Annotated in this window: 21 protein-coding genes; 7 read left to right on the forward strand and 14 right to left on the reverse strand. The window is 63.3% G+C overall.

Features of this window, described 5'->3' with window-relative positions; all coding sequences use genetic code 11:
• The first annotated feature begins 48 nt into the window (after positions 1 to 48).
• From ahpC to O6R08_RS09105, 3 genes are all read left to right on the forward strand, one after another.
• On the forward strand, positions 49 to 612 hold the full coding sequence (gene ahpC, locus O6R08_RS09095; protein WP_271417831.1) for an alkyl hydroperoxide reductase subunit C: 564 nt from the start codon (positions 49 to 51) through the stop codon (positions 610 to 612).
• Positions 613 to 707: 95 nt separating this feature from the next.
• Positions 708 to 2,282: an alkyl hydroperoxide reductase subunit F gene (gene ahpF, locus O6R08_RS09100; protein WP_271417832.1), complete on the forward strand. Its 1,575-nt coding sequence runs from the start codon at positions 708 to 710 to the stop codon at positions 2,280 to 2,282.
• A gap of 6 nt (positions 2,283 to 2,288) precedes the next feature.
• Positions 2,289 to 3,239 carry a hydrogen peroxide-inducible genes activator gene (locus O6R08_RS09105; protein ID WP_271417833.1) on the forward strand — a complete coding sequence of 317 codons (951 nt, stop codon included), beginning with the start codon at positions 2,289 to 2,291 and terminating at the stop codon, positions 3,237 to 3,239.
• Between the two features lie 512 nt (positions 3,240 to 3,751).
• Here O6R08_RS09105 and purB read toward each other — a convergent pair.
• The 6 genes from purB to O6R08_RS09135 form a co-directional block, all read right to left on the reverse strand.
• A complete protein-coding gene (gene purB, locus O6R08_RS09110) occupies positions 3,752 to 5,185 on the reverse strand; it encodes an adenylosuccinate lyase (protein WP_271417834.1) in 1,434 nt (477 codons plus the stop codon).
• Complete coding sequence (gene purD / locus O6R08_RS09115) at positions 5,182 to 6,504, reverse strand: phosphoribosylamine--glycine ligase (protein ID WP_271419342.1); 1,323 nt, start codon at positions 6,502 to 6,504, stop codon at positions 5,182 to 5,184. Before purD ends, purB begins: the two co-directional genes overlap by 4 nt.
• 88 nt (positions 6,505 to 6,592) lie before the next feature.
• Entirely contained in the window at positions 6,593 to 7,246 is a 654-nt protein-coding gene (locus O6R08_RS09120; protein ID WP_271417835.1) for a CE1759 family FMN reductase, read from the reverse strand.
• Position 7,247: 1 nt separating this feature from the next.
• On the reverse strand, positions 7,248 to 8,444 hold the full coding sequence (locus tag O6R08_RS09125) for an LLM class flavin-dependent oxidoreductase (protein ID WP_271417836.1): 1,197 nt from the start codon (positions 8,442 to 8,444) through the stop codon (positions 7,248 to 7,250).
• A gap of 86 nt (positions 8,445 to 8,530) precedes the next feature.
• Complete coding sequence (locus O6R08_RS09130; protein ID WP_271417837.1) at positions 8,531 to 9,817, reverse strand: adenylosuccinate synthase; 1,287 nt, start codon at positions 9,815 to 9,817, stop codon at positions 8,531 to 8,533.
• Between the two features lie 169 nt (positions 9,818 to 9,986).
• Positions 9,987 to 10,958: a GNAT family N-acetyltransferase gene (locus O6R08_RS09135; protein ID WP_271417838.1), complete on the reverse strand. Its 972-nt coding sequence runs from the start codon at positions 10,956 to 10,958 to the stop codon at positions 9,987 to 9,989.
• A 69-nt stretch (positions 10,959 to 11,027) separates the two neighbouring features.
• Between O6R08_RS09135 and O6R08_RS09140 the strand changes: the two genes are divergently transcribed.
• Positions 11,028 to 11,762, forward strand: coding sequence for a FadR/GntR family transcriptional regulator (locus O6R08_RS09140; RefSeq protein WP_271417839.1), 735 nt, complete (start codon positions 11,028 to 11,030; stop codon positions 11,760 to 11,762).
• Positions 11,763 to 11,834: 72 nt separating this feature from the next.
• Here O6R08_RS09140 and O6R08_RS09145 read toward each other — a convergent pair whose 3' ends face one another.
• The 8 genes from O6R08_RS09145 to O6R08_RS09180 form a co-directional block, all read right to left on the reverse strand.
• Positions 11,835 to 12,524, reverse strand: a complete 690-nt coding sequence (locus tag O6R08_RS09145) for an N-acetylmannosamine-6-phosphate 2-epimerase (protein ID WP_271417840.1) — start codon at positions 12,522 to 12,524, stop codon at positions 11,835 to 11,837.
• 33 nt (positions 12,525 to 12,557) lie between these two features.
• Positions 12,558 to 13,523: a dihydrodipicolinate synthase family protein gene (locus O6R08_RS09150; protein WP_271417841.1), complete on the reverse strand. Its 966-nt coding sequence runs from the start codon at positions 13,521 to 13,523 to the stop codon at positions 12,558 to 12,560.
• On the reverse strand, positions 13,520 to 14,425 hold the full coding sequence (locus tag O6R08_RS09155; protein WP_271417842.1) for a DUF4862 family protein: 906 nt from the start codon (positions 14,423 to 14,425) through the stop codon (positions 13,520 to 13,522). Before O6R08_RS09155 ends, O6R08_RS09150 begins: the two co-directional genes overlap by 4 nt.
• A 143-nt stretch (positions 14,426 to 14,568) precedes the next feature.
• Positions 14,569 to 15,393 (reverse strand): ABC transporter ATP-binding protein, encoded by an 825-nt coding sequence (locus O6R08_RS09160; protein ID WP_271417843.1) that lies wholly within the window; start codon positions 15,391 to 15,393, stop codon positions 14,569 to 14,571.
• A complete protein-coding gene (locus O6R08_RS09165) occupies positions 15,390 to 17,441 on the reverse strand; it encodes a dipeptide/oligopeptide/nickel ABC transporter permease/ATP-binding protein (protein WP_271417844.1) in 2,052 nt (683 codons plus the stop codon). The genes O6R08_RS09160 and O6R08_RS09165 overlap by 4 nt, the downstream gene beginning before the upstream one ends.
• A 1-nt stretch (position 17,442) precedes the next feature.
• A complete protein-coding gene (locus tag O6R08_RS09170; protein WP_271417845.1) occupies positions 17,443 to 18,408 on the reverse strand; it encodes an ABC transporter permease in 966 nt (321 codons plus the stop codon).
• A gap of 157 nt (positions 18,409 to 18,565) precedes the next feature.
• The gene (locus O6R08_RS09175) at positions 18,566 to 20,212 is read right to left on the reverse strand and encodes an ABC transporter substrate-binding protein (RefSeq protein ID WP_271417846.1); all 1,647 of its coding nucleotides are present in this window, start codon (positions 20,210 to 20,212) and stop codon (positions 18,566 to 18,568) included.
• 130 nt (positions 20,213 to 20,342) lie between these two features.
• Positions 20,343 to 20,858 (reverse strand): DUF3151 family protein, encoded by a 516-nt coding sequence (locus tag O6R08_RS09180; RefSeq protein ID WP_271417847.1) that lies wholly within the window; start codon positions 20,856 to 20,858, stop codon positions 20,343 to 20,345.
• 100 nt (positions 20,859 to 20,958) lie between these two features.
• Here O6R08_RS09180 and O6R08_RS09185 point away from each other — a divergent pair, with 100 nt between their 5' ends.
• The 3 genes from O6R08_RS09185 to O6R08_RS09195 all read left to right on the forward strand — a co-directional run bounded on the left by O6R08_RS09185 (position 20,959) and on the right by O6R08_RS09195 (position 24,986).
• The gene (locus O6R08_RS09185; RefSeq protein WP_271417848.1) at positions 20,959 to 21,135 is read left to right on the forward strand and encodes a hypothetical protein; all 177 of its coding nucleotides are present in this window, start codon (positions 20,959 to 20,961) and stop codon (positions 21,133 to 21,135) included.
• 119 nt (positions 21,136 to 21,254) lie between these two features.
• Complete coding sequence (gene typA / locus O6R08_RS09190) at positions 21,255 to 23,117, forward strand: translational GTPase TypA (protein WP_271417849.1); 1,863 nt, start codon at positions 21,255 to 21,257, stop codon at positions 23,115 to 23,117.
• Between the two features lie 1,515 nt (positions 23,118 to 24,632).
• Positions 24,633 to 24,986, forward strand: a complete 354-nt coding sequence (locus O6R08_RS09195; protein WP_271419343.1) for a L,D-transpeptidase — start codon at positions 24,633 to 24,635, stop codon at positions 24,984 to 24,986.
• Positions 24,987 to 25,205: the final 219 nt, after the last annotated feature.

The raw sequence follows: 25,205 nt of genomic DNA on the forward strand, positions 1-25,205 counted from the left end.
CTAGCTGATAGGTTCGAGCTATCTTGCCATCGACCAGAGAGGACTGACATGAGTCTCATCAACACCAAGATCCTCCCCTTCACGTCCAACGCCTTCCGCAATGGGGACTTCATTGAGGTCTCCGACGCCGACATCAACGGCAAGTGGGCCATCTTCTTCTTTTACCCCGGTGACTTCACCTTCGTCTGCCCGACCGAGCTGGGTGACCTCGCCGACCACTACGAGGAGTTGCAGGGGCTAGGCGTCGAGGTGTTCTCGGTGTCCACCGACTCGCACTTCGTCCACAAGGCATGGCACGCCGACTCCGAGACCGTCGGCAAGGTCAACTACACGATGATCGGCGACCCGAACCTCCAGCTGACGCGCAACTTCGACGTCGAGCGCGAAGGAGCCGGACAGGCCGACCGAGCCACCTTCCTCGTCGATCCCGACGGCGTCATCCAGTTCTACGAGCTGACCGCCGAGGGCATCGGGCGTAACGCCACCGAGCTCGTCCGCAAGGTCAAGGCTGCCCAGTACATCTACACCCATCCGGGCGAGGTCTGCCCGGCCAAGTGGGAAGAGGGATCCGACACCCTCACCCCGTCAATCGACCTGGTCGGCAAGATCTGATCCGACCCGAGCATCTGTCGCAGGGGCAAACGTCCCTGCGACGGATCCCCGGACCGGCACATTCACGTCCCCCACTTCCCCCATCCAGGAGAACCATGCTTGACAGCGCCCTGACCACCCAGCTCAAGACCTACCTCGAGATGGTGCGCGAGCCCATCATCCTGGTGCCCTCCCCCTACCGGGGAGACGACGCCACGAAGTCGTCGAAGTCAGCTCAGATGGACGAGCTCCTTGCCGAGATCGCCGCCCTTTCGGACAAGGTGAGCGTCGGTGAGCCCGTGGACAATGAGCGCACCCCGTCCTTCGCCATCACCCGACCCGGTTCCCAGATCGATGTCCGCTTCGCTGGTCTGCCGATGGGCCACGAGTTCACCTCTTTGGTGCTGGCTCTGCTCCAGGTCGGCGGCCACCCCGTCAAGGATGAGCAGTCCCTCATTGACGCGGTGCGCGCGGTCAAGGGCGAGCACCATTTCGTCACCTACATGTCGCTGACCTGCCAGAACTGCCCGACGGTGGTGCAGGCCCTCAACGCGATGGCCGTCCTCAACCCGAATATCCACCACACGGCCGTCGAGGGTGGCACCCACACCGACGAGGTCGAGGCCAAGGGAATCGCCTCGGTGCCAGCCATCTACCTTGACGGCGAAGACTGGGGTTCAGGCCGCATGGACATGGCCGAAATCCTCGAACGTCTTGACGCCGACGCGGCTCAGGGAGCCAAGGAAAACCTGTCCGAGCGTGACCCCTACGACGTGCTCGTCGTCGGCGCTGGTCCTGCCGGTGCTGCGGCTGCCGTTTATGCCGCCCGCAAGGGCATTCGCACCGCGATGGTCGGGTCTCGGATCGGCGGTCAGGTGCTCGACACCGAGGCCATCGACAACCTCATCTCGGTGCCTCACACCACTGGCCCGAAACTGGCCGACGCCTTGCGTGCCCACGCCAACGACTACGACATCGACATCGTCGAGCGTCAGACCGCTACTGGCCTCGAAACCGCCGACGGCATGACGACCGTGCATCTGACCGACGGCGACCTGCGCGCCCGCTCGGTTGTCCTCGCGACCGGCGCGCGCTGGCGCAACCTCGGCGTTCCTGGCGAGGAGGAGTACCGCACCAAGGGTGTGACCTACTGCCCACACTGCGACGGGCCGCTGTTCAAGGGCAAGAAGGTCGCCGTCGTCGGTGGCGGAAACTCCGGCATCGAGGCAGCCATCGACCTGGCCGGTGTCGTCGACCACGTCACCGTCGTCGAGTTCCTTGACGTTCTCAAGGCCGACGACGTGCTGCTGCGCACCCTCAAGTCCCTGCCGAACATCGACGTCATCACCTCGGCTCGCACCACCCAGATCGTGGGAGACGGCTCCAAGGTGACCGGACTGGAGTACGAGGACCGCACCAACGGTGAGACCAAGTCCATCGAGCTGTCTGGCGTCTTCGTCCAGATCGGCCTGCTGCCCAACACCGAGTGGCTCGAGGGTGCTGTGGAGCGCACCGGACGCGGTGAGATCGTCGTCGACGAGCGCGGCACCACCTCGGTGCCGGGCGTATTCGCTGCCGGTGACTGCACGACCCAGCCCTACAAGCAGATCATCATCTCGATGGGTGCTGGCGCGACGGCGGCTCTTGGGGCGTTCGATCACCTCATTCGCCAGAACCCCACGCAAAGCTGACCTCGCGTGAACCTTCGTGATCTGAGGTACCTCGTCGCCCTGGCCGAGGAACACCACTTCGGCCGGGCAGCGGCGTCGTGTGGCGTCAGTCAACCGACCCTGTCGACGCAGGTTCATCGGCTCGAGACCGAGCTCGGTGTGCCGCTGGTCGTCAAGGCGGGACGACGCATCGAGATCACGCCGGTGGGCGAGCGTATTGTTCAGACCGCTCGGGAAATGCTGGTGTTGGCTGACGACATTCGGACCTTGGCCTTGGACGAATCGAACCGGGCGACCCACCAGCTTGGGGTTGGGGTTTTCCCCACCCTGGGGCCGTTCCTGCTGCCCCGCGTCATCGCCCGTTTCGACCAGCACGACCCCGGTGTCAACATCCACGTCGTGGAGAAACGCACGGCTCACTTGCTGGAGGCCGTCCACCGAGGGGATCTTGACGTCGCCGTGGTTGCGGCTCCTGTCACCGACGAGACACTGACGGTGATTCCGGTCTTCCGTGAGGAGTTCCTGTTGGTGACAGGTGTTGACGACGAGTTGGCCCATGACGAGGGGCCTATCGATCCCCGTGGCATCCCCACCGATGGACTCATCCTGATGTCGGAGGGGCACTGTTTGCGTGACCAAGTGCTCGAGGTGTGCAGCCCGTCGCATCCAATGCCATCGGATGGTCTGTCGGCAGGGTCGCTATCGACGATCCGCGAGCTGGTGTCAGTGGGGGCCGGACGAACGCTGATGCCACGCAGTGCGGTGTCGGCGCCCAAGCCGAAGGACCCCCGCATCGTCATTCGGGAGTTCACCCCGCCTCGACCCCACCGCGACATCGTCGTGTGCGGCAGGCCTGGGACGATGGCACGTCCATCGGTCCTCGCCCTGGTCAACATCTTGCGGAGTCTGCCCGGCGATATCGTCGAGCCGCTGGGAGTCGATGGGGCGACGCTTTGCTCCCATGGCCTGGGGAACTGAGGGTCCTGGCCTGGTTGCATTCCCCGACCCCGTAGACTTCCCCCGGTCTGATCGCACTCCCCCTTTTCGCACCTGCGCCAGTTGTGCCCCACCTGCGCCAAAAAATCTGGCGCAGGTGGGGCACAACTGGCGCAACTAGGTCAGTGCAGCAGCCGAGGAATGGATGGGCTGCATAGTTTCGGCGCAGGTGGGGCACAACTGGCGCAGGTAATAGGGGTCGGGACCGTCTATAGCAGGGTCGGGACCGTCTATCGCGGGTGAGGGTAGTCGGTCGCGGAGTGGGGATGATCTAGTGAGGATGATCTATAGCGGGCGAGGGCCGTCGGTCGCGGAGTGGGGACCGTCGGCACCGCGACAACGCCCCCATCGTCCTCAGTCTCAGCCCGGACGCGCCCTCACCCCGTGGCCCCGTCCCCAGGCTCGTCCCGGAGCTGGCCGTGGGACAAAGATCGCGGCGGACACGTGGTCCGCCGCGATGCACCGTGTGACCCGAGATCACCCAATCCGCACGGTCACAGCACCAGCCCAGGCAGGTAGCTGGCAGCCTCCGGGTACTCCCGGACGATGTCCTCAACCTTGGCGCACAGCGCCTCGACCTGATCCTGAGCCCCACCGGTGAGATCCAACGGCGAGGAGACGAGACCGCGCAACTGCTCCTTGGTCAGCGGGATCCGCGGGTCGGCAGCCAGACGGGCGAACAGATCGTTCTCGGTCGTGCCGGTCTCACGCATCTCCAGGGCGAGGGCCACGGAGTGTTCCTTGATGGCCTCGTGGGCGTCCTCACGACCGACTCCGGCGCGCACGCACGCCATGAGGACCTTTGTCGTCGTCAGGAAGGGCAGGTAACGCTCCAACTCGGCCTCGATGACGGCCGGGAAGGCCCCGAACTCGCCCAGGATCGTCAGGAAGGTCTCGAAGGCCCCGTCGATGGCATAGAAGGAATCCGGCAGGGCGACACGGCGCACCACAGAGCAGGAGACGTCCCCCTCATTCCACTGCACACCAGCCAGACCCGTGGCCATGGTGAGGTACCCGCGCAACACGACGAGGAAGCCGTTGACTCGCTCACACGAGCGGGCATTCATCTTGTGCGGCATGGCCGAGGACCCGACCTGGCCAGGCTTGAACCCCTCAGTGACGAGCTCGTTGCCAGCCATGAGGCGGATCGACGTCGCCAGGTTCGACGGCCCCGACAGCACCTGTACCAGGGTCGAGATGACCTCAAAGTCCAAGGACCTGGGGTAGATCTGGCCGGTCGAGGTCAGTACCTGGTTGAAGCCGAGGTGATCGGCGACCCGACGCTCCAGCTCGTCAAGCTTGGAGGCGTCCCCGCCGAGCAGGTCGAGCATGTCCTGAGAGGTTCCCATCGGCCCCTTGATCCCGCGAGCCGGGTAGCGCTCGATGAGCTCGTTGACGTGATCCCACGCCACCAGCATCTCGTCGATGGTGGTCGCAAACCTCTTGCCCAGGGTCGTCACCTGGGCGGCAACGTTGTGGGACCGACCAGCGATCGGCTGATCCGAGTACTGGGCAGCCAGTCGGGCCAGCTGGTTGAGGGTGGCGACCATCCTCTCGCGCACCAGCTTCAGCGACTCCAGCACCTGCATCTGTTCGATGTTCTCGGTGAGGTCGCGGCTCGTCATGCCCTTGTGGATGTGCTCATGGCCGGCCAGGGCGTTGAACTCCTCGATCCGCGCCTTGACGTCGTGCCGTGTGATGGCCTCACGCTCGGCGATCGAGTCCAGGTCGACCTTGTCGAGAACAGCCTGGTAGTCGGCCAGCACCTGTTCGGGATCGTCGCCTCCGAAACTGACGCCGAGGTCCGCCTGGGCCTCGAGGACGGCCAGCCACAGCCTGCGCTCGGCACGGATCTTGTTCTCCGGGGTCCAGATGGAACGCATCTGCGAGGACGCGTAACGGGTGGCAAGGATGTTGGGAACGCTCATGAGTTCTCCCCGTCGGTCGGGTTACTGGGATGGGTTGCGGGTTGGGGCGTGAGTCCGTCGGTCATCTCGTCATCGGCCTCGAGCTCAGCTGCGCCAAGGGCAATGTCAGTACGGTGGAATCCGCCGGCCACCTCGAGCTGGTCGACCCTGGTGTAGGCATCGGTTCGGGCTCCGGCAAGGGTCTCCCCGTGACCGAGCACGACGAGGACACGGCCACCGCTGGTGACCAGCCCGTCGCCCTCGATGCGAGTACCGGCGTGCAGGACGTCCTCGTCGTCGACCGGGGCAACGACTCGGCGTCCCTTCACCGGGGATGCAGGATACCCCTCACTCGCCATGACGACACCGACAGCCGCGCCACGACGGAAGCGCAGCCCATCGACTCCCGACAGGTCACCACGGGCGGCCGCCAGCATGATCTGCGCCAGCGGGGACTCCACCATGCTGAGCAGCGGCTCGGTTTCCGGATCACCGAAACGGACGTTGAACTCCACAACCTTCGGACCCTCCGACGTCAGGGCCAGGCCCACGTACAGCAGGCCCATGAACGGGGTGCCGCGATCATTCATGGCTGCCAGCGTCGGGGAAATCACCGTCGTCGCCACCGTCTCGACGAGGTCGTCGGGCGCCCAGGGCAGCGGTGTGTATGCGCCCATACCGCCGGTATTGGGGCCGACCCCGCCATCGCCGACCCGCTTGAAGTCCTGGGCCGGTTGCATGGGAAGGGCGCGCTGCCCGTCGCAGATCGCGAAGAGGCTCACCTCGGGGCCGTCGAGATACTCCTCGACGACCACCTGGTGGCCAGCCTTGAGGCAATGCTCGGCATGAGCCAGGGCCTCGGCACGGTCATCGGTGACGACAACTCCCTTGCCGCCTGCGAGCCCGTCATCCTTGACGACGTGGGGAGCTGCGAATTCGTCGAGGGCTGCCCCCACCGAGTCAAGGTCACCGCAGGATCGAGAGGCGGCAGTGGGAACCCCCGCAGCAGCCATGACCTCCTTGGCGAAAGCCTTCGAGCCCTCCAGTCGAGCAGCTTCGGCGCTGGGACCGAAGCAATCGATCCCGGCGTCACGAAGGGCGTCCGCCACCCCCGCAACCAGTGGGGCCTCCGGGCCGACGACGACAAGATCGGCGCCGACGTCGCGGGCAAGGGCGACGACGGCGCCCTTGTCGCATGGGTCGATCGGATGGTTCGTGGCGAAGGATGCCGTCCCGGGGTTACCGGGAGCGACATGGACGGCAGCAACCTGTGGGTCACGGCGGCACGCCAGGGCGAGGGCGTGCTCGCGACCACCAGACCCGAGGACGAGAACAGTCATGCTGGACACAACCACAAGCGTAGAGGGTCACCACGACAGGTTGACGCCGCCACCGCCCCGGCACGCAAGACGGACGCAGAACCGCCCGTCAGTGGCCCAGAGCGTTGAGCATGTCCTCGAACTCCTCGACAGGGCCGAGGCCATCGTCGAGGTCGGTGTGAGAGGACTGGCCTGGGACGGGTTCCTCGTTGCCGCTGTCACCCTCGTCGCGTCCCGGAGTGTTGGTCCCACCGACGAGCAGTCGGGTGAAGGCCCGGGCTGCCCGGTCGATGCGTCGGTCCAAGGCTGACGGGTTTCCCCAGTCCTCCGTGGCGGCGAACACCGACACGGGCGAGACGAGGGCGTGGTGGTAGTGCAGTGAGGCGACGACGTCGCGGTCCATGACGAGGCTGTGACGGGCTGTCCCTCCGGTGGCCCCCACGAGCATCGGCTTACCCTCCAAGACCCCCTCATCGAGGACTTCGAAGAACAGATGGAACACCGCGGCGGCATGAGCGTTGTACACCGGGGTCACGACCACCAGCCCGTCAGCACCGCTGATGGATTCCTGAGCCTTCGTGACGCTGGCTGATCGCACCCCGGTGAATTCGGCGTTGAGAAGGTCGTGGCCCAGATCACGCACCTCAATGACCTCAACCTCAGCATCGGAAACCTGCTGAGTGATCTGGGAGACCAGACGGTCAACCAGCATTCGGGTCGAGGAGGGCTGTCCCAGTCCTGCACTGATGGCAACAATCTTCATGTCAGTTCCTGTCCGAGGTTCCCGTCACCGCGTCGCCAGGGGTGAAACGGTACTCGTCGCTGTGCTTGCCCTGAGCCGCCACGAGGGACTCATGGGTGGGGGCATCCGGGATGTCAGCGGGGCGACCCTCCGCGAACCCCTTGCGCAGCTCCGGAAGGATCTCGCCCAGCATGTCCATCTGCTCCAGCACCGTCTTGAGCGGCAGACCCGCGTGATCGATGAGGAACAGCTGACGCTGGTAGTGACCGACGTGATCCTTGAACGACAACGTCCTCTCGAGGACCTGCTGGGGCGACCCGACGGTCAACGGGGTGGCCGAGGTGAACTCCTCCAGGCTGGGGCCGTGGCCGTAGACCGGGGCGTTGTCGAAGTAGGGACGGAACTCGCGCACGGCATCCTGGGAGTTCTTTCGCATGAAGAACTGGCCTCCCAGTCCGACGATGGCGTCTTCAGGACGGCCGTGACCGTAGTGGGCGTAGCGAGCCCGGTATCGCTCGATCATGCGCTGCGTGTGGTCCATCGTCCAGAAAATGTTGTTGTGGAAGAACCCGTCACCGTAGTAGGCGGCCTGTTCGGGGATCTCTGGGGAACGAATTGAGCCGTGCCAGACGAAGGGGGCCACGTCGTCGAGGGGACGCGGGGTCGACGTGAACGACTGCAACGGAGTGCGGAAGTTCCCGCTCCAGTTCACGATGTCGTTGCGCCACAGCTGATGGAGCAGGTCGTAGTTTTCCAGGGTGAGCTTGATGCCGTCGCGGATGTCACGGCCAAACCAGGGGTAGACCGGGCCGGTGTTGCCCCTGCCCAGCATGAGATCGACACGCCCGTCAGCGAGGTGCTGGGCATAGGCGTAGTCCTCGGCCAGACGCACCGGGTCGTTGGTGGTGATGAGGGTGGTCGCCGTCGACAGGATGATCCGCTTGGTCATCGCAGCGAGGTGGGCCATGAGGATCGGCGGATTGGCGGGAGCCACGAATGGCGGGTTGTGATGCTCACCGGTGGCGAAGACGTCCAAGCCGATGTCCTCGGCCTTGCGGGCAATGGTGACGGTGTTCTTGATGCGTTCGTGCTCGGTGGGGGTCTGGCCTGTCGTGGGATCGGTCGTCACGTCCCCGATGCTGAAGACGCCAATCTGGACGGGAACCCGATCGGCAGGGGCGGGGGTGTGTTCGGCGTGAGGCTGGGCGTCTGTGCTCATGAGGGAACTCCTATCGACTCAGGTAGTTGACATGACACCTACCATAACGTCACATCTCCCCCGTGTGTTCCCGTCAACGGGAAAAATCAGTCAATGAGGTCGTTGATGAGGATCGACTCGTCGCGTCCTGCCCCCACGCCAATACCGGAAATCCGAGTACCGACCAGCTCCTCGAGACGACGCACGTACGCCTGACAGTTGCGCGGCAGATCATCGAAGGAACGAGCCGTGGAAATGTCCTCACTCCACCCGTCCATGAACTCATAGACAGGCTTGGCGTGGTGCACATCAGACTGGGTGACAGGCATGACGTCAGTGCGTTCGCCGTCGATGTCGTAGGCCACGCAGACCGGGATGCGATCCCAGCCAGACAGCACGTCGAGCTTGGTCAGGAACAGATCAGTGACCGAGTTGATCATGACAGCCTGCTGCACCAGAAGGGCGTCGAACCAGCCACAGCGACGCGGACGCTTGGTGGTGACGCCGTATTCGCCACCGTCACTGCGCAGTCGCTCACCATCCTCGTCGAACAGCTCCGTCGGGAACGGGCCTTCACCGACACGGGTGGTGTAGGCCTTGGCAATGCCGACAATGCGGTCGATACGGGTCGGCCCGACACCGGAGCCGGTACAGGCACCCGCCGCGATCGGATTGGACGAGGTGACATAGGGGTACGTGCCGAAATCGACATCGAGATGATGAGCCTGGGCGCCCTCGAAGAGCACGACCTTGCCGTCGTCGAGGCCCTTGTTGAGGACCCGGGCGACGTCGACGACGTAGGGACGGATGCGCTCGGCGTGGGCGAGCAGATCGTCGGCAACACGCTGCGGATCAATGGAGCGACGGTTGTAGATCTTGACCAGGATCTGGTTCTTCTGGTCCAGGGAGGCCTCGACCTTCTGACGCAGGATCGACTCGTCGAAGAGATCCTGGACGCGAATACCCAGGCGATTGATCTTGTCGGAGTAGGCCGGCCCAATACCGCGGCCAGTCGTGCCGATACGACGTTTCCCGAGGAAGCGCTCGGTGACCTTGTCGAGAGTCTGGTGGTACGGGGTGATGATGTGCGCATTGGCGCTGATGAGCGGATGGGGAATCTCAACGCCGCGCCCTCGCAAGGCGTCAATCTCATCGGCGAGCACGTCAAGATCGATCACGACTCCATTGCCGAGCACGGCCGTGGAGTTCGGGTTCAGCACTCCGGAGGGAAGCAGATGCATGAAGAACTTCTCGCCGCCGACGACGACGGTGTGTCCAGCGTTGTTACCCCCTGAGTACCGCACGCAGTAGTCGACGCGCTCGGACATCTGGTCGGTGGCCTTGCCCTTGCCCTCGTCACCCCACTGGGTACCCATGACGACGATTCCAGGCATCTGTTCCTCCTTATTCCTCGCACCAGTGTGCGGGTTGCCTCCGGTTGCGCGGGCACATGCCGATGCACAACCTGGCACATTTTACGTGGTCGCTACGACAATGACGGCGCCGGACCGGGCAGCGGAAGGTTTCCCCACGTCGGGTGGGCGTGCGTCGTCATGACGTCGATCAGGCCTCGGCCGCCCCGCCCTCACTCGTGGTCCGTTCATCGACATCGTCACCCTCAGAGGGCAGGACCGGGATCTCCAGCAGAATGAGACTTGCCCCTTCGAGAGGCAGACGCGAGGACAGCGGCCCGAAGTGCGGATCGCTGCGGTGCCCGTCAAAATTGACGCGCTTGTAACCGGCATCCTCGGCCCAACTGATGACTGCCGACATTGCCGAGGCGACGGCAGCGTCGCCGTCGGGGGTGTCGGCCTGCACCGTCTCTGCGACCACGGTTGGGTTCTCATCGACGAAGACGAAGGCGACCGCTGCCGGCTGGCCATCGATGAGGGCGACTCGGGTAGCTTCGGCGTCGAGGTCCTCAAGTTCCTGACGCAGGGCCTCGTGGGCGGCCTCACTGTCATCAACCGGTGACCAGGACTCGTGCATCCACACGTAGATCTGTTCCCACAGCGTCTCGAGCACCCCAGGGGCCAGCGTGGCACCTGAAATGGCCCCACCCGGACCCAGACTCACCTCTGCGAGGGACTCAATGGCACGGCCGAAATGGCGGCGCGGCAGCTCGAAAGGCGAGCAGTACGCATAGACCTCACCACCCAGGGACATGATGAACTTCTCGGCGTCGGAACCGGCGATGGCCTTGGTCGCCAGGGGACGATCCACCCGCTGCTGGATCTGGCGCACCAGCCGGGTACCGATCAGACGCCCTCGGGAGTCGGGATGGACCTCGACGTCAATGAATCGACGGGTGCGGTGAACCACCGCCAACCACGACACTGCGTACCCAACAATTCGGTTCTCGTGGAGAGCCACCCTGGCGACGACGTCCGGACGGTCGATGAGATCAATGAGGGCGCCAGGTTCTCCGAAGGTGATCACCGTGACGTCTTCGGGCCGCATGTCGCGGAAAACAACGTGCTCGCTCATGTCGCACTCCTGAGTCTGGGGACGCCTTTGACGTCGCTGTGTCTCCATTCTTCCGCCTTTTGCGCGCTCGCGTCGACCAAGGGGTTAATCCGGTATCGCGATCATGGCGATCATGAGATGATTAACGGCATGTCAGATGAGAAGGACGCGGTCCATCTAGCCGATACCCTCAATCCGGCGGCACAACGGATGTTCGAGTGGATTCTGTCCTCGGATCTGACTCCGGGAGATCCGATTCCGATTGAGCAGGATCTGGCGACCCAGTTTGGAATGGCGCGGGGCACGGTCCGTGAAGCAGTGCGTGAGCTGCGGGCCTTGGGGATCATCGAGGTGCGTCGCGGTCTGGGAACATACCTGTCAACAGCCTCCGCGTCGACGATTCGTCCGGGGCTCGTCTACCGCAGCGTCAAGCAGATCAGTCATGGCGATGACGGCACGAAGGATTTCACGGGACTACGCGAGATGGTGGAGGTGCGTGCGCTCATGGAGTGCTCGCTCATCGCCGAGGTCACCGGTCACATCAGCGCCGAAACTGGACATGCGCTCCATGCCCTTGCGGCGCGAATGGACGACCCGAACGACTCTGCCGCCGCCGATCGTCACTTTCACCGGCTGCTGTACGCGGAGACGGACAATCAACTCGCTCGCGAGCTCATCGACGTGTTCTGGGACTCTCTCAACCTTGCCGGTCTCAGACTGCCGCCGACCAACACCGTCAAGGCAACTCGTGCCGCCCACGACCTCATTGCGGACTGTGTGGTCGGCAACGACCCGCAGGCCAGTCGCGACGCCATGTGGGACCACTTTGACGCCATCCGGGAGCGGCTTGGCAGAGCCGCCAACCAGCAGTGACACACCCACAGCGACATGTTTCGAGCATGGCGAGTAGGGCCCGCCTGATGGCGAGCCCCCTGCGATGATCACTCACGACAGAGCGGCGCTGAACCACCCCGTGATCGACGTCGGATGGGTGATCGCGGTCCCCACGACGACGGCATGGGCGCCCAGATCCATCGCCCGGCGAGCTTGGTCCGGGGTGTGGACACGACCCTCAGCAATGACAGGACGACCACCGTCGAGCTTGTTCACGAGGGTCTCGATGACCTCGTAGTCGGGCCCGTCAGTCTTGGGACGTTCCCCGGTGTAGCCCGACAGCGTGGTGCCGATGAGATCAGCCCCCGCCTCAGCGGCGAACAAGCCGTCGTCAACCGAACCACAATCGGCCATGACGGCGACGTCGTACTCCTCTTTGAGGGCCTTGATCGTCTCAGCCAATGTCAGTCCATCAGCGCGATCACGCCGGGTGCCGTCGAGGGCGACGATGTCAGCCCCGGCAGCTGCCACGCAGCGGGCGTGACGCAGAGTTGGGGTGATGTAGATGCCCTCGTCGCCCTCTTTCCAGATGCCGACCACCGGGACACTCACCCGCCCCTTGACAGCAGAGACGTCGGAGAGCCCCTGGGCGCGCACCGCCACCGCTCCCCCGGCCTCGACGGCCGCGGCCATCTGGGCCATCGTCTCGGGGTGACGCAGCGGTTCTCCTGGGTAAGCCTGGCATGAAACCACAAGTCCTCCAGCCATGGAGGCGATGATCGTGTCGGTGAATGCGCTCATGGTTGAATCCTCCTCAGATCAAGGTCGCGCCATTCACGCCAACTGGCCAACGCGACGCAGTACCTCGGCCACTCTCTCGACGTTGTCACCGGTCAGGGTTGGCAGCGGCACGCTCATGGTGTTGGTCTCAATGATGCCCAAAAGCTGCATGGCCGTCTTGAATGCCCCCACACCGGCGGCGGGACCGACGACACCCTGGGGTGCAAACGCGATCTCCATGAGCTCGGCGGCCTTGTCCTGTTCGGCGCGCACCGTCTCCCAGTCGCCTTGACGGTAGGCCTTGTACATGGTGACGTAGGGGGCCGCGTCGACGTTGGCCAGACCGGGGACGACACCGTCAGCACCCGACATGAAAGCTCCGTCGACGACGACCTCATGACCAGTGAACAGGGACAGCGGAGACCCAGCAGCACGGTTGGCCAGGGCGAGGCGACGGAAGGAGACGTCGTCAGCCGAAGAATCCTTGCACCCAGCGATGACCCCCTCACGGCCCAGTGTGATCATGAGGTCGACGGGGACCTTGACATGCACGCACACCGGGATGTCGTAGACGAACAATGGCAGGTCGGTGGCCTGGTGCAGGGCGCGGAAATGGTTCTCGATCTCGGTCGGGCCGGTGATCGCGTAGAACGGCGCTGTAGCGACGACGGCGTCAACCCCGATCTCCTCGGCCTGGCGGATGTGATGGATGACGCGCAAGGTCTCGGTGTCGATGACACCGGCGAGCAGCGGAACCCGTCCATTGATGATCCGCTTGGCCTCGCCCAGCACCCGGCCGCGCATCTCGTCGTCGAAGAAGGCGACCTCGGAGGTGGAGCCGAGGACGAACAAGCCATCGACCCCTTGGTCGATGAGGCGATTGATGAGTTTCTCGTACGACGGCACGTCAAGATCGCCATCAGCCGTCAACGGGGTGACGACGGGGGGAATGACTCCGTGGAACTTCGTGATCATGGTGTTGTCCTTTGTGGGGGTTGTGAGTGGTGTGGTGGGTGTCATGCCGACGCCATGGCGTCGTGGATATGGGTGATCATGGCCAGTCGCTGTTCGACGTTGGCATCGGCGGGGGTCTGGATCTTGATGCCCTGGTAGGACTGCAACCCTCGGGCAGCTGCCATGAAGGAGCCGACGAGATCAGTCGTCAACAGGCTGGTGGGCTCGTCATCGTGAAGGGGAAGATGCGCGTCTCCCCAAGCCGGACCATATTGGGTGGCCTCGGGGCCAGCTCCTGAGACCATGAGGCCGCCGAGCAGACCGGAATCAGCGAGCCGAGCAGCTTGACGGGCCGGCACATGAGGATCATGGGACTCGACGACGCTGCGCCCCCAGTTGATCGTCACGTGCATCCCCCCGCCACCCACGGCTGCAATCTCGTCGTCCAGGCTGAGAAACTCCTTCTCCCCCGGGCCAACTCCGCCAGCCGCGTCGCAGTGCTCAATGACGCCAATGAGATCAGCGTCTGCGAAGAGGCTTGAGAGTTCGGCCAGGGAGGCCTGGAGTGCAGTCGGCTCGGCATGGTTACTGGGTGCCGAATGGATCTCGACGAAACGGACGACTCGGTGGCCGACCATCTCATGCAAGGCCTGCACATCGGCCACCAGGCCGGTGATCCACCTCATGGCCCGCCGGCGACCCTCCTCCTCAGGTGAGGCGAGCCCGAAGTCACGATCATGGGCCAGACGACCCATCGTCCCTGGAATGGCCGTCACGACGCACTGGGTGAACCGGTCGCCCAACTGGTCTGCCAGCCAGCGCGGGTCGTCGTCAAGACCGTCTCGATACGGGATCTCAATACCGTCGACCCAGCCAGTCTCGCCGAGCTCCCGGTAGAAATCCTCCCGAGCGGCCGTGGCACGCGGCATCGCAGCGTACGCGCCGACGATCGTTGGAACCGTGTTCATGTCATCTCCACTGCATTGTTGGTTCGTCATCAAAGATCACGCTGCTGACCGCTGGTGAGGTCGCGCGCCGTTGGGAGGCCGAGTCGGTCCTGCACAGGCCGCCTTGAAGCGGCTACCGCACCAACCGTCCGACCGTCTCACGGTCAGGTCACCAGCAGGGACGGGACCGCTCCTAGCAACTTCCTCGTGTACGGGTCCTTCGGGTGGTCGAAGATCTCTTCGGTATCAGCCAGCTCCAGAATTCGTCCCGAATACATCACGGCGATCCGGTCTGAAATGTGGCGAACCGTGTTCATGTCATGGGAAATGAACACCAGCCCCAGTCCGAGTTCATTCTGAAGATCATCGAAGAGATTGAGGATCTGAGCCCGCACCGAAACGTCCAGTGCAGAAGTCGGCTCGTCAGCGACGATAATGTCGGGGGCAAGGGCCAACGCCCGAGCGATCGCCACACGTTGACGCTGACCACCAGAAATCTGGCGGGGCAACACGTTCATGACCGACGACGGCAGACCAACCATGCCGAGGAGGTCGCGCACTCGGTCCTCTCGTTCAGCCTTGCCCCCGATACCGTGGACGTTGAGGGGATCCATGAGAATTTGACGGATTGGAAGCCTCGGGTTGAGCGCCGTTGCCGGGTCCTGGAAGACCACCGACACGGCACGTCCGAAATTCTTGCGGTCACGGGCGTGCCTACCACGCGGTTTCCCCCGGAAGAACACCTCCCCAGACGTCGGTTTTTGCAGACCAACCATGACTCGCGCTGTCGTCGTCTTCCCACAACCGGACTCACCGACGATCCCCAGCGTCTCGCCACGATGAACCGAGAGGTTCACTTTGTCCATGGCACGCACCTTGGACGGATGGAAGAGTTTGCCGCCACGACCTCGATGGATCACCGAGACATCACGGAGCTCGATGGCCGGGGTGTCTGACTCGGATCGGCGAGCAATTGCTGTGTCAGTCATCGAACGACCTCCTCGGCCTCGGGGTGGCATGCCCACGAATGGGTCGTGCCTGCCACGGTCTGCATGGTGGCCTTGACGTCTCTGCCGATCTCTGGGTGGGAGGATCGCGGAGCGAACCGGTCGCCAGCCACGAACTCCGATGGTGGAGGCACAACACCGGGAACCTGATGCAGACGCCCCCGTCCAGCCTCAATGGACAACACCGATCCCAGCAAACCACGCGTGTATTCGTGCCGAGGATCAGACATGACCTCGGTAGTGGTTCCAGTCTCGACGACCTGCCCGGCGTACATCACTGTGATGCGGTGGGACAACTGGGCGACGAGGGCCAGGTCATGGGAGACGAAGACCATGGCAAAGCCCAGTTCCTCGCGCAGCTTGTTGAGCAATTCCACCACCTGCTGCTGGACCGTGACGTCCAGAGCTGTCGTCGGCTCATCGGCGATGAGTAGTTGAGGATCACGAGTCAGTGCCATCGCGATGAGAACTCGCTGACGCTGTCCGCCGGACAATTCGTGCGGGTACGACTTCAAGGTGCGCACCGGGTCCAAGCCGACCATCTCGAGCAAGTCCTTGGCGCTGCGTGTGCCCCCACGCTTGGTCAATTGGGCCATCTGGGAACGGATGAGCATCGACGGGTTGAGGGCGCTGAGGGCATCCTGATAGATCATGCTCATCTCGTGGCCGCGCAGGGCATTGCGCTGTGCGGGAGACATGTCCAGTAGTTCCTGACCGTCGAACATGATCGAACCGCGGATGTCAGCAGTCTTGGGAAGCAGCCCCATGATTGCAAACGAGCTGATCGACTTTCCGCACCCAGACTCTCCGACCAATCCCATGGTCTCTCCGGGCCGTACCGCGAAAGAAACCTTGTCGACAATGTCGACGTCGCCGTGAGCCTGCGGGAACGCAATAGAGAGGTCCTTGACTTCCAGCACCGGCTTCTTGGCCGCAAGTTCTGCGGGCAGGACAGGTCGGTCGCTACGAGCCGTCTCTGAGCGTCGCAACTGGGCCAGACGATCCTGTAACTGCGCCTCGGAGCCGCCACGAATGACATGGACCGCAGAATCACTGCGGGTCTGAGCATCGTCGTCCTCGACTTCGCCTGCCTCGTCGGTGATGCCGACGCTCTCCACCGGATCCGCGACGCGCACTCGCGGTGGCGGAGCGACCATGGCGTCGGTCAGCCCCTCGGAGAGCACGTTGAGGCACAACACCGTGATGAGGATCATCATGCCAGGGAAGAAGGTGGGCCACCACGCGCCCGATGAAATGATCGCTTTGCCGTCAGCGAGGATGTTGCCCCACGACGGGGAAGGCGGCTTGATGCCGGCATTGATGAAGGACAACGACGCTTCGAAGACGATCGCGTCGGCGACCAGAACAGCCGCGAACACCAGCACCGGGGCCAAAGCGTTGCGGGCGACCTGGGTAACGATGATCCACCAGGTCGGTGCTCCCATCACGCGGGCCGATGCCACGTAGTCCTCCCCGTATTGTTCGAGGACATTTGCTCGAACGACACGGGTGAGCTGAGGAATGTAGAGGAAGCCGATAGTGATGATCAGCAGTGGTATCGATGGAAGCGACTGGGAGAACACGGCCACGAACACGGCTGCCAGGGCGATGCCCGGGAAGCTCATGATGATATCCATGGTCCGCATGAGGATCTCAGAGACGACCTTGCCGCCAGTTGCAGCGATCGATCCCAGGACAACGGCGATGGCCAGCGCAAACAGAGTCGCTCCCAGGCCAATGATGAGTGATCCCCGAGCCCCGTACAACACGCGGGAAAAGATGTCGCGACCGGAGTTGTCGGTGCCGAACCAGAAATCCCCGTCAGGCGCATGGAAAGGGAAATTGATGCCGTCAACGACAGTCGGCTGCGAGAGACCGGTCTGGGTGGGGCTGTAGCGAGCCAGCACCGGGGCGAAAATCGCACCGAGGGCGACAATGCCCAAAATCACCAGACAGATGCGGGAGCCGACCGACAGACGACCAAATCTCAGGCCAGGACGTTCCAACTTGCGGGTGAGTTCGCGTCGCATGTCATACACTCCTGATCCTCGGATTAACCAGTACGTAGAGCAGGTCGACCACGATATTGATGATGATGAAAGCGATGGCGACCGTGAGGGTCACTCCCTGTACCAGAAAAATGTCGTTGCGAGACACTCCGTCGAGGATCAACTGACCCATGGCCTTGATGTTGAAGATGATCTCGATGATCACGGCACCACCCATGAGATAGCCGAACTTGAGGCCGACCACCGTCAACGGGTTGATCAGGGCGTTGCGCAATACATTGCGGGCGATGACGGTGTGGTAAGGAATCCCTGAACCGATGGCAGTTCGCACGTAGTCCTTGTCGAGTTCCTCGACAACGGAGGTGCGCACCACTCGCGTCAGCGAGCCGGTCACTGGAACCGCCAGTGCGATGACAGGCAGGGCAAGCGAGTTGAAGTAGGCGGCCGGGTTCTCCGACAACGGAATCCACGATGAGACAACTGCGGGGAAGGTACCGCTGCCTCCCGGAATGTCGCCGAGCCACTGAATCAACAGGATGGCCAGCCAGAAAGACGGTGTCGCAAGACTGGCGATCGACACGATACGGATGAGCTGGTCGGGCCAGCGGTCACGGTAGAGGGCTGCGATGACACCGAGGATCGTCGAGACGATGATCGCGATGAGCAGGCCCCACACCGTCAGCTGCAAGGTGATGGGGAAGGCCCTGCTCACCATGTCGACAACGGGGGTGCCACCCGAAGTGGTCCCAAGATCGCCGTGCACCATTCCGACCAAGAACCGCCCGTACCTGACAAGCAGTGGTGAATTGAGCCCGTTCGTTTCCCGGTACTGCGCCAGGGCCTCCGGAGTCGCTGATTCTCCCAGCGCAAGGATCGCGGGGTCTCGTGGCGAGAAGGACATGACGATGAAGACGAGCAGGACCACACCGAGCACCATGATCGGCAGCGCGATGAGTCGTTTCCCGATGACTCGAAGGAGATTCGACATCAGTGTCTCTCCAAGGGGTGAGGATTGGGGTCAGTAGAGGCGTGACCGTATGCCGGGCACGCAGTGACGACGAGATCGTCGAAGATGGCCGGGGCGACTGCGGGCGCCATGACGCGGCGTCTCGGCAGCCTGCCCCGGCACGAGTCGATGGTGGCACTCACTTGGTGGTGGCGACATCGAGGAAGTCGAGTCCGGTGAGGGATATCGGCTTGAAACCAACCAAGGACTTGCCGTCCCATGCCGTTGGAGTCTTGCGATGGAAGAGCGGGTAGAGCGGGACGTTTTCGGCAAGGATGTCGAAGCATTCGTGCCAGCCATTCAACTGCTCGTCGCCGACGGCTTGGGCGGCTTTCTCCAAGGTCTGGGTGAACTTGTCGTAGCCTGGTTGACCCTTCCAGTGCATGCGGGCGTCGACCCACACATCGCCGGCGTACCACCAGCGCATCAGGAGATCAGCGTCGGCACCGAAGACCGAGGGATCGCCAGGGGCCAGAAGAACGTCGAAGGAATCGGGCTTCCCGGTAATTTCGTTATAAACGTCAGCCGACTGCTTCTGGTCGAATTCGACTGTGACTCCAGCCTCCTTGAGGGAGTCAACGAGAATGTTCTCGATGGCTTTCATCCAGTCGTGGTCAGTGCCCATGACGCGGAATTTCTTCAACCCGGTCTCGTTGAACAAGGACTTGGCCTTCTCCAGATCACGGTCGTAGACGGTCTTGGCCTTCCGATAAGCAGGATGGCCATCCTGTACGAAGCTGGTGGCCGGAGTTGCCTGTCCAGAGAGGCCGACCTTGCAAGCTTTCGCGACGTCCATCGCGTACAGGACAGCCTGACGGTTCTTGACGTTGTTGAAGGGGTTCCCGGCCGAGCAGTTGAACATCGCGAAGGCCAGACTGAAGCCCTGTTGAGAGGCTTGCTCGAAACCACTGGACTTGACGCTGGGAATCTTGGTGTACGGCAGCGAATCGATGGCCTGGACACTTCCCGAAGTAAGGGCATTGGTGCGCGCATCGGGGTCCGGCATGATGTTCCAGACCATTTTCGCGGCTTTGGCCGGACGGGGGCCGTTGTAGTGCTCGTTCTTCTCGAACTTGAGACTACCGCTGGAACCGTTATCGGTCATCTTCCAGGGGCCAGTGCCGACAGGATTGGAGTCAAACTTCTTCTGATCCTTCTCGACGATGGCCTTGGGGACGATCTTGAAGGTTGCGAGGCGGTTGGCCAGCAGCTCCTCGAAGGGGAACTTGAGCTTGATGACAACGGTCGAATCATCTTTCTTGGTAATCGAGTCGATGACGAATCCGCTGAATTGGCTGTACAACGAGTTGTTCTTGGGGTCCATGACCCGTTCATAACTGTAAACCACGTCGTCGGCCGTGACCTTGCTGCCATCAGAGAAGGCTGCTTTGTCGCGCAGTGTGACCTCGTAGGTCTTCTCGTCGATCTTCTTCGGCTTGTCGTCGGCAGCCAAGGCAGCGTAGGCCTTCGTCGGGTCGGTAGCCTCGATCTCGTAGAGCCCTTCGAACGTGTGCCAGTTAGCAGCCACGGTCAATGCTGCCGTCGTCGTCATTGGGTCATAACCGTTGGTTCCAAGCTCGTAGGAGATGCCAGCGGTGATGGTCCCGTCGTTCTTTCCTGCCCCGCCCGACGACTGCCCTCCGGCGCCACCGGTCTTCTTGTTCGGGTTGTCCCCACCGCATGCCGACAAGCTAGCGGTCAGACCTGCGGCTGCCGCGATAGCGCCGCTCAACTTCATGAATCCCCGGCGGTCAACGTGGTTGCCCGGCCCGATAGGAGTGATCATCGTCGAAGCCTCCATGTACAAGGACATCCAACGTTGGATGTCCGACTGCTGGTAAGCATAACACCAGCATCGTATCCATGGGAAACACGCCGAGGCCCCCTGAGAGCCAGCGCTGTCGGCGCTCAGGCACCTACTCCTGATCACCGTCGGAGTGCTCGTCGTCCACCTCGACGTCAACAGCACCGTCGGATGGCACCTCGTCGCCACGAAGCGCCCGCCACGCCTCGACGCTCAACTCGCGCAGCAGGGTGTCGGCGTCGTCGGACTCGTCACCAAATCCCAGACGCTCAGCCGCCATCGCGAAGGCATGGAGGCACCGGAAGACCCCCTGGTTGGGCAGGTATCCCCAGTCGACAGCCTCCTCGCCGTCCCATCCGGCGTCGCGCAGCTGTTCCAGACCAAGATCACGTCCCGTGCGCGCATAGGCATAGGCAGCGACATCGGCAGCGTCAGTGCCGCTCAGCAGAGACCCCTCGGCCAGCAGGGCCCAGCACAGAGTCGAGGACGGATGCTCCTTGACGACCGCCATGAACTCGTCTCGTCCCCGCTTGGCAAGTTTGCGAATGGCCGGGTCCGGCGGCAAGTGCACGCCGTGGTCCTGTATCTCGATCTCAGCGGTCGGATCGGTGTTCTGCTCCTCAGCCATGGTTCCAAGCCTAGGGCGAAACGCATGACGGCGCTCGTTCAGGTCGCACACCAGGGTGTGTGGCATAAACTTGATGCAGCAAAAGGAAAGGATCACGACCATGTGCCGACCCGTCAAGTGTGACGTCTGTGGCAAGACAACCTGGGCCGGATGTGGCCAGCACATCGACCAGGTCAAGGCACAGGTGCCGCCCTCCCAGTGGTGCGATGGCCACCACACTGCCGCCGAGAAGTCAGCCGCCACGTCACCGCGTCGCCGCTTCAGACTGTCGCGCTGACCCGCTCATTCGTAGCTCGCCCCTGCCCTGACCTACACTTCACGGTGGCGCGTTTTCGTCCGCCGACACCCCGCGGCCTCGTCGCGGTGTCCCGTCCTCGATCTGAACCGGAGTTCTGCATGCCCGTACGCAAGGATCTGCGCAACATCGCCATCGTGGCCCACGTTGACCACGGAAAGACCACACTGGTCGACGCGATGCTGTGGCAGTCGGGAGCCTTCCGCGAGGGCGCCGACGTCGAAAAGCGCGTCATGGACTCGATGGACCTCGAGCGCGAGAAGGGCATCACCATTCTCGCCAAGAACACCGCCGTCAAGCACGTCATGAGCGACGGCGAGGAAATCACCCTCAACATCATCGACACCCCCGGACACGCCGACTTCGGTGGCGAGGTCGAGCGCGGCCTCGAGATGGTTGATGGCGTCATCCTCCTCGTCGACGCATCCGAGGGTCCCCTCCCCCAGACCCGCTTCGTGCTGCGCAAGGCCCTGGCCAAGAAACTCCCGCTCATCCTCGTCCTCAACAAGGTCGACCGCTCCGACGCCCGCATCGACGAGGTTGTCGAGGAGACCTACGACCTGTTCATGGATCTTTCCGACGACGACGACACCTCCCTGCTCGACGTCCCCGTCGTCTACGCCTCTGCGAAGGCCGGACGCGCCTCTCTCAACAAGCCCGAGGACGGCGGGATGCCCGATTCCCCCGACCTTCAGCCGCTGTTCGACTGCATCCTCGAGAACATCCCGGCACCCACCTACAAGGAAGACGGGGTGTTGCGCGCCCATGTGACCAACCTCGACGCTTCCCCCTACCTCGGTCGTCTGGCCCTGTGCCGCGTCGTCTCCGGAGAGATCGTCAAGGGCCAGACGGTGGCTTGGTGCAAGCGCGACGGTTCGGTGCAGAACGTCAAACTGTCCGAGCTGCTCATGACCGAGGCCCTCGAGCGAGTCCCCGCCGAGAAGGCTGGCCCCGGTGACATCGTCGCCATCGCCGGCATCCCCGACATCACCATCGGCGAGACCCTCTCGGACCCCGAGAACCCGGATCCGCTGCCCCTCATCCACGTCGACGAGCCGTCGATGTCGATGACCATCGGCATCAACACCTCGCCGCTGTCAGGCCGGTCCGGTGACAAACTCACCGCCCGTCTCGTCAAGGCCCGCCTCGATCAGGAACTCATCGGTAACGTGTCCATCAAGGTGGCCGACACCGATCGTCCCGACATGTGGGAGGTTCAGGGCCGCGGTGAGCTGCAGCTGGCCGTCCTCGTCGAGCAGATGCGCCGCGAGGGATTCGAGCTCACCGTCGGCAAGCCGCAGGTCGTCACCAAGACCATCGACGGCAAGCTGCACGAGCCCTTCGAGCGGGTCACCATCGACGCCCCCGAGGAGTTCATGGGGGCCGTCACCCAGATGATGGGCCTGCGCAAGGGCCAGATGATGCACATGGTCAATCACGGTTCCGGCTGGGTGCGCATGGAGTTCATCGTGCCGGCTCGCGGGCTCATCGGCTTCCGCACCGAATTCCTGACCCAGACCCGAGGCCAGGGCATCATGAACCAGATCTTCGAGAACTTCCAGCCGTGGGTGGGCGAGCTGCGCACCCGTCAAAATGGCTCGATGGTCGCCGACCGTCAGGGAGTCGTCACCTCCTACGCCCTGTTCAACCTGCAGGAGCGCGGCACAATGTTCGTCTCCCCCGGCGAGGACACCTACGAGGGCATGGTCGTTGGCGAGAACTCCCGCCCCGACGACATGGACGTCAACCCCACCAAGGAAAAGCACCTCACCAACGTGCGCTCCTCCACCGGTGACGAACTGGAACGCCTCATTCCGGCCACCAAACTCTCAATGGAGCAGCAGCTGGAGTTCTGCCGTGAGGATGAGTGCCTCGAGGTCACCCCGGACGTTGTTCGTATCCGCAAGACTGAGCTAAACGCCCACGAGCGGGCCAAGGCTCGCACTCGCGCGAAGAACAGTTGATGAACCCCTGACCAGATGGCCGTGGCGTTGCAGTTGCCCCTGACTAGGCAAGCTGCAGCGCCACTGCCATATCGCACCAATTGCACCGCCCCCAGGGGGCCGGTAAACCGCGTCGAGGCGTCGACGAAAAGGCGTATTATCCTCTCGCCCACATTCTCGAAAGGTGTTTGATCCATGCAGTCCTCCCGCGCTGCCAGTCTGGCAGCCGCACTGGCCTTATCTTTGTCCGCCGGGATCGTCGGTACTGCTCATGCGGAACCCACCACCCCTCCCACCACCACGGATTCCTCTTTGCGTCCCGCATCGCCCGCTCGCGTTTCTGAGGATCCTGCTGCCCCGGTGACGACGTCTGCCCCCGAGGAGAACTCCCCGTCAGAGCCAACTCTTTCTTCCAAGGCAACCTCATCGGCCACTGAATCGGAAACGCCGAGCGCACCGGCCACCCCGAAGACCTCCGCAACATCGACGCCCCATGAGACAGTGCGCACAGCCGTGCGATCGGTCCAGGGCGAGCAGCCGACGTGGATCTACATCGCTACCGACCTGCGCACCGGCGCCTCGACCTCCTTCCGCTCCATGGGGAAGATCCAGGCAGCCTCCCAGGTCACCATCCGGGGCGACGAGCGCAACGGCTGGACCCCGGTCCTGTACCACGGTAAGAAGGGCTGGATTCCCACCAACACCATGACGACGACCCGCCCGCAGTCGATGTGGATTTACGTGTCCTCCGACCTGCGCACCGGCGCCTCGACCTCCTTCCGCTCCATGGGACACACCCGTGCCACGGCCGCCGTCATCCGCCGTGGCCCGAACAACCACGGCTGGGCCCCGGTCCTGTACCAGGGCAAGCAGGGTTGGGTGCCGGCCAGCACCTTGACGACGACCCGCCCGCAGACGATGTGGGTGTACCTGTCCTCCGACCTGCGCACCGGCGCCTCGACCTCCTTCCGCTCCATGGGACACACCGCCTCGACCCACGCCCTGGTTCGCCGTGGCCCGAACCGCAACGGCTGGATCCCGGTCCTGTACAAGAACACTCAGGGCTGGGTTCCTGCCAGCACGGTGACGACCTGGCACCCGCAGACCCAGTGGATCTACGTCGAGACTGACCTGCGTACCGGCGCCTCGAACTCCTTCCGCTCCATGGGACGCACCCATGCCACGACCGCCATGGTCCGACGTGGCCCGAACCGCAATGGCTGGGCCCCGGTCTTTTACAAGGGCAAGCAGGGCTGGCTGCCGGGCCACACCGTCACTTCCACCCGTCCGCAAACCTTCTGGGTGAAGAAGAACCAGACGATGCGGGCTGGCGCCTCGACCTCCTTCCGCTCCATGGGCACCGCCTACCAGGGCACCCGCGTCGTCCGTCGCGGCCCGAACCGCAACGGCTGGATGCCAGTCGTGTTCAACAAGATGCAGAGCTGGATCCCGGTCTCGGCGGTGTCCTCCCGCCCCGTGTCGGTGCCGGTGAGCCTGCCGATCAACAACTCGGGCGCTCATCTTGACCGTCGCTGCATGACGGGGACCGTCATCTGCGCCTCGAAGAGCCAGCGCAAGCTGTGGATGGTTCAAAACGGGCGCATCCTCATCACCTTGGACGCTCGCTTCGGACGTCCCAGTATGCCCACCACCGAGGGCGTCCACACCGTGTACTGGAAGGACAAGCATCACGTGTCGGGCATCTACGGATCCCCGATGCCGTACTCGATGTTCTTCCACAATGGCGAGGCCATCCACTACTCGTCGGACTTCTCCCGTCGTGGATGGAATGGCGCCTCTCACGGCTGCATCAACATCCGCAACATGAACGGCCTGAAGTGGCTGTGGGACCACACCCCGACTGGTCGCAAGATGATCGTCTTCAAGTGATCTGAATCACGAACGGCCCGCCTCCTCGTGAAGGCGGGCCGTTTTCACGTCCTCGGGCAATCACAGGGCGACGACGGCCGGTGCTGGCCCAGTGTGTCCACGAGCAACGCTGGCCACGCAGCCACGAGTTCCCTCCGACACATGACACCGGACACAGGACACCGGACACCGGACACAGGACACACAAAACAGTGGCGCCGCACCCGAAGGTGCGGCGCC

It is taken from the genome of Cutibacterium equinum (assembly GCF_028021195.1).
Classification (GTDB): domain Bacteria; phylum Actinomycetota; class Actinomycetes; order Propionibacteriales; family Propionibacteriaceae; genus Cutibacterium; species Cutibacterium equinum.

Excerpts from the sequence above, each read along its gene's own strand:
- ahpC (WP_271417831.1), top strand. The coding sequence starts at position 49 with ATGAGTCTCATCAACACCAAGATCCTCCCCTTCACGTCCAACGCCTTC.
- ahpF (WP_271417832.1), top strand. The coding sequence starts at position 708 with ATGCTTGACAGCGCCCTGACCACCCAGCTCAAGACCTACCTCGAGATG.
- purB (WP_271417834.1), bottom strand. The coding sequence starts at position 5,185 with ATGAGCGTTCCCAACATCCTTGCCACCCGTTACGCGTCCTCGCAGATG.
- purD (WP_271419342.1), bottom strand. The coding sequence starts at position 6,504 with ATGACTGTTCTCGTCCTCGGGTCTGGTGGTCGCGAGCACGCCCTCGCC.
- O6R08_RS09120 (WP_271417835.1), bottom strand. The coding sequence starts at position 7,246 with ATGAAGATTGTTGCCATCAGTGCAGGACTGGGACAGCCCTCCTCGACC.
- O6R08_RS09125 (WP_271417836.1), bottom strand. The coding sequence starts at position 8,444 with ATGAGCACAGACGCCCAGCCTCACGCCGAACACACCCCCGCCCCTGCC.
- O6R08_RS09130 (WP_271417837.1), bottom strand. The coding sequence starts at position 9,817 with ATGCCTGGAATCGTCGTCATGGGTACCCAGTGGGGTGACGAGGGCAAG.
- O6R08_RS09135 (WP_271417838.1), bottom strand. The coding sequence starts at position 10,958 with ATGGAGACACAGCGACGTCAAAGGCGTCCCCAGACTCAGGAGTGCGAC.
- O6R08_RS09140 (WP_271417839.1), top strand. The coding sequence starts at position 11,028 with ATGATTAACGGCATGTCAGATGAGAAGGACGCGGTCCATCTAGCCGAT.
- O6R08_RS09145 (WP_271417840.1), bottom strand. The coding sequence starts at position 12,524 with ATGAGCGCATTCACCGACACGATCATCGCCTCCATGGCTGGAGGACTT.
- O6R08_RS09150 (WP_271417841.1), bottom strand. The coding sequence starts at position 13,523 with ATGACACCCACCACACCACTCACAACCCCCACAAAGGACAACACCATG.
- O6R08_RS09155 (WP_271417842.1), bottom strand. The coding sequence starts at position 14,425 with ATGAACACGGTTCCAACGATCGTCGGCGCGTACGCTGCGATGCCGCGT.
- O6R08_RS09160 (WP_271417843.1), bottom strand. The coding sequence starts at position 15,393 with ATGACTGACACAGCAATTGCTCGCCGATCCGAGTCAGACACCCCGGCC.
- O6R08_RS09165 (WP_271417844.1), bottom strand. The coding sequence starts at position 17,441 with ATGCGACGCGAACTCACCCGCAAGTTGGAACGTCCTGGCCTGAGATTT.
- O6R08_RS09170 (WP_271417845.1), bottom strand. The coding sequence starts at position 18,408 with ATGTCGAATCTCCTTCGAGTCATCGGGAAACGACTCATCGCGCTGCCG.
- O6R08_RS09175 (WP_271417846.1), bottom strand. The coding sequence starts at position 20,212 with ATGATCACTCCTATCGGGCCGGGCAACCACGTTGACCGCCGGGGATTC.
- O6R08_RS09180 (WP_271417847.1), bottom strand. The coding sequence starts at position 20,858 with ATGGCTGAGGAGCAGAACACCGATCCGACCGCTGAGATCGAGATACAG.
- O6R08_RS09185 (WP_271417848.1), top strand. The coding sequence starts at position 20,959 with ATGTGCCGACCCGTCAAGTGTGACGTCTGTGGCAAGACAACCTGGGCC.
- typA (WP_271417849.1), top strand. The coding sequence starts at position 21,255 with ATGCCCGTACGCAAGGATCTGCGCAACATCGCCATCGTGGCCCACGTT.
- O6R08_RS09195 (WP_271419343.1), top strand. The coding sequence starts at position 24,633 with ATGACGGGGACCGTCATCTGCGCCTCGAAGAGCCAGCGCAAGCTGTGG.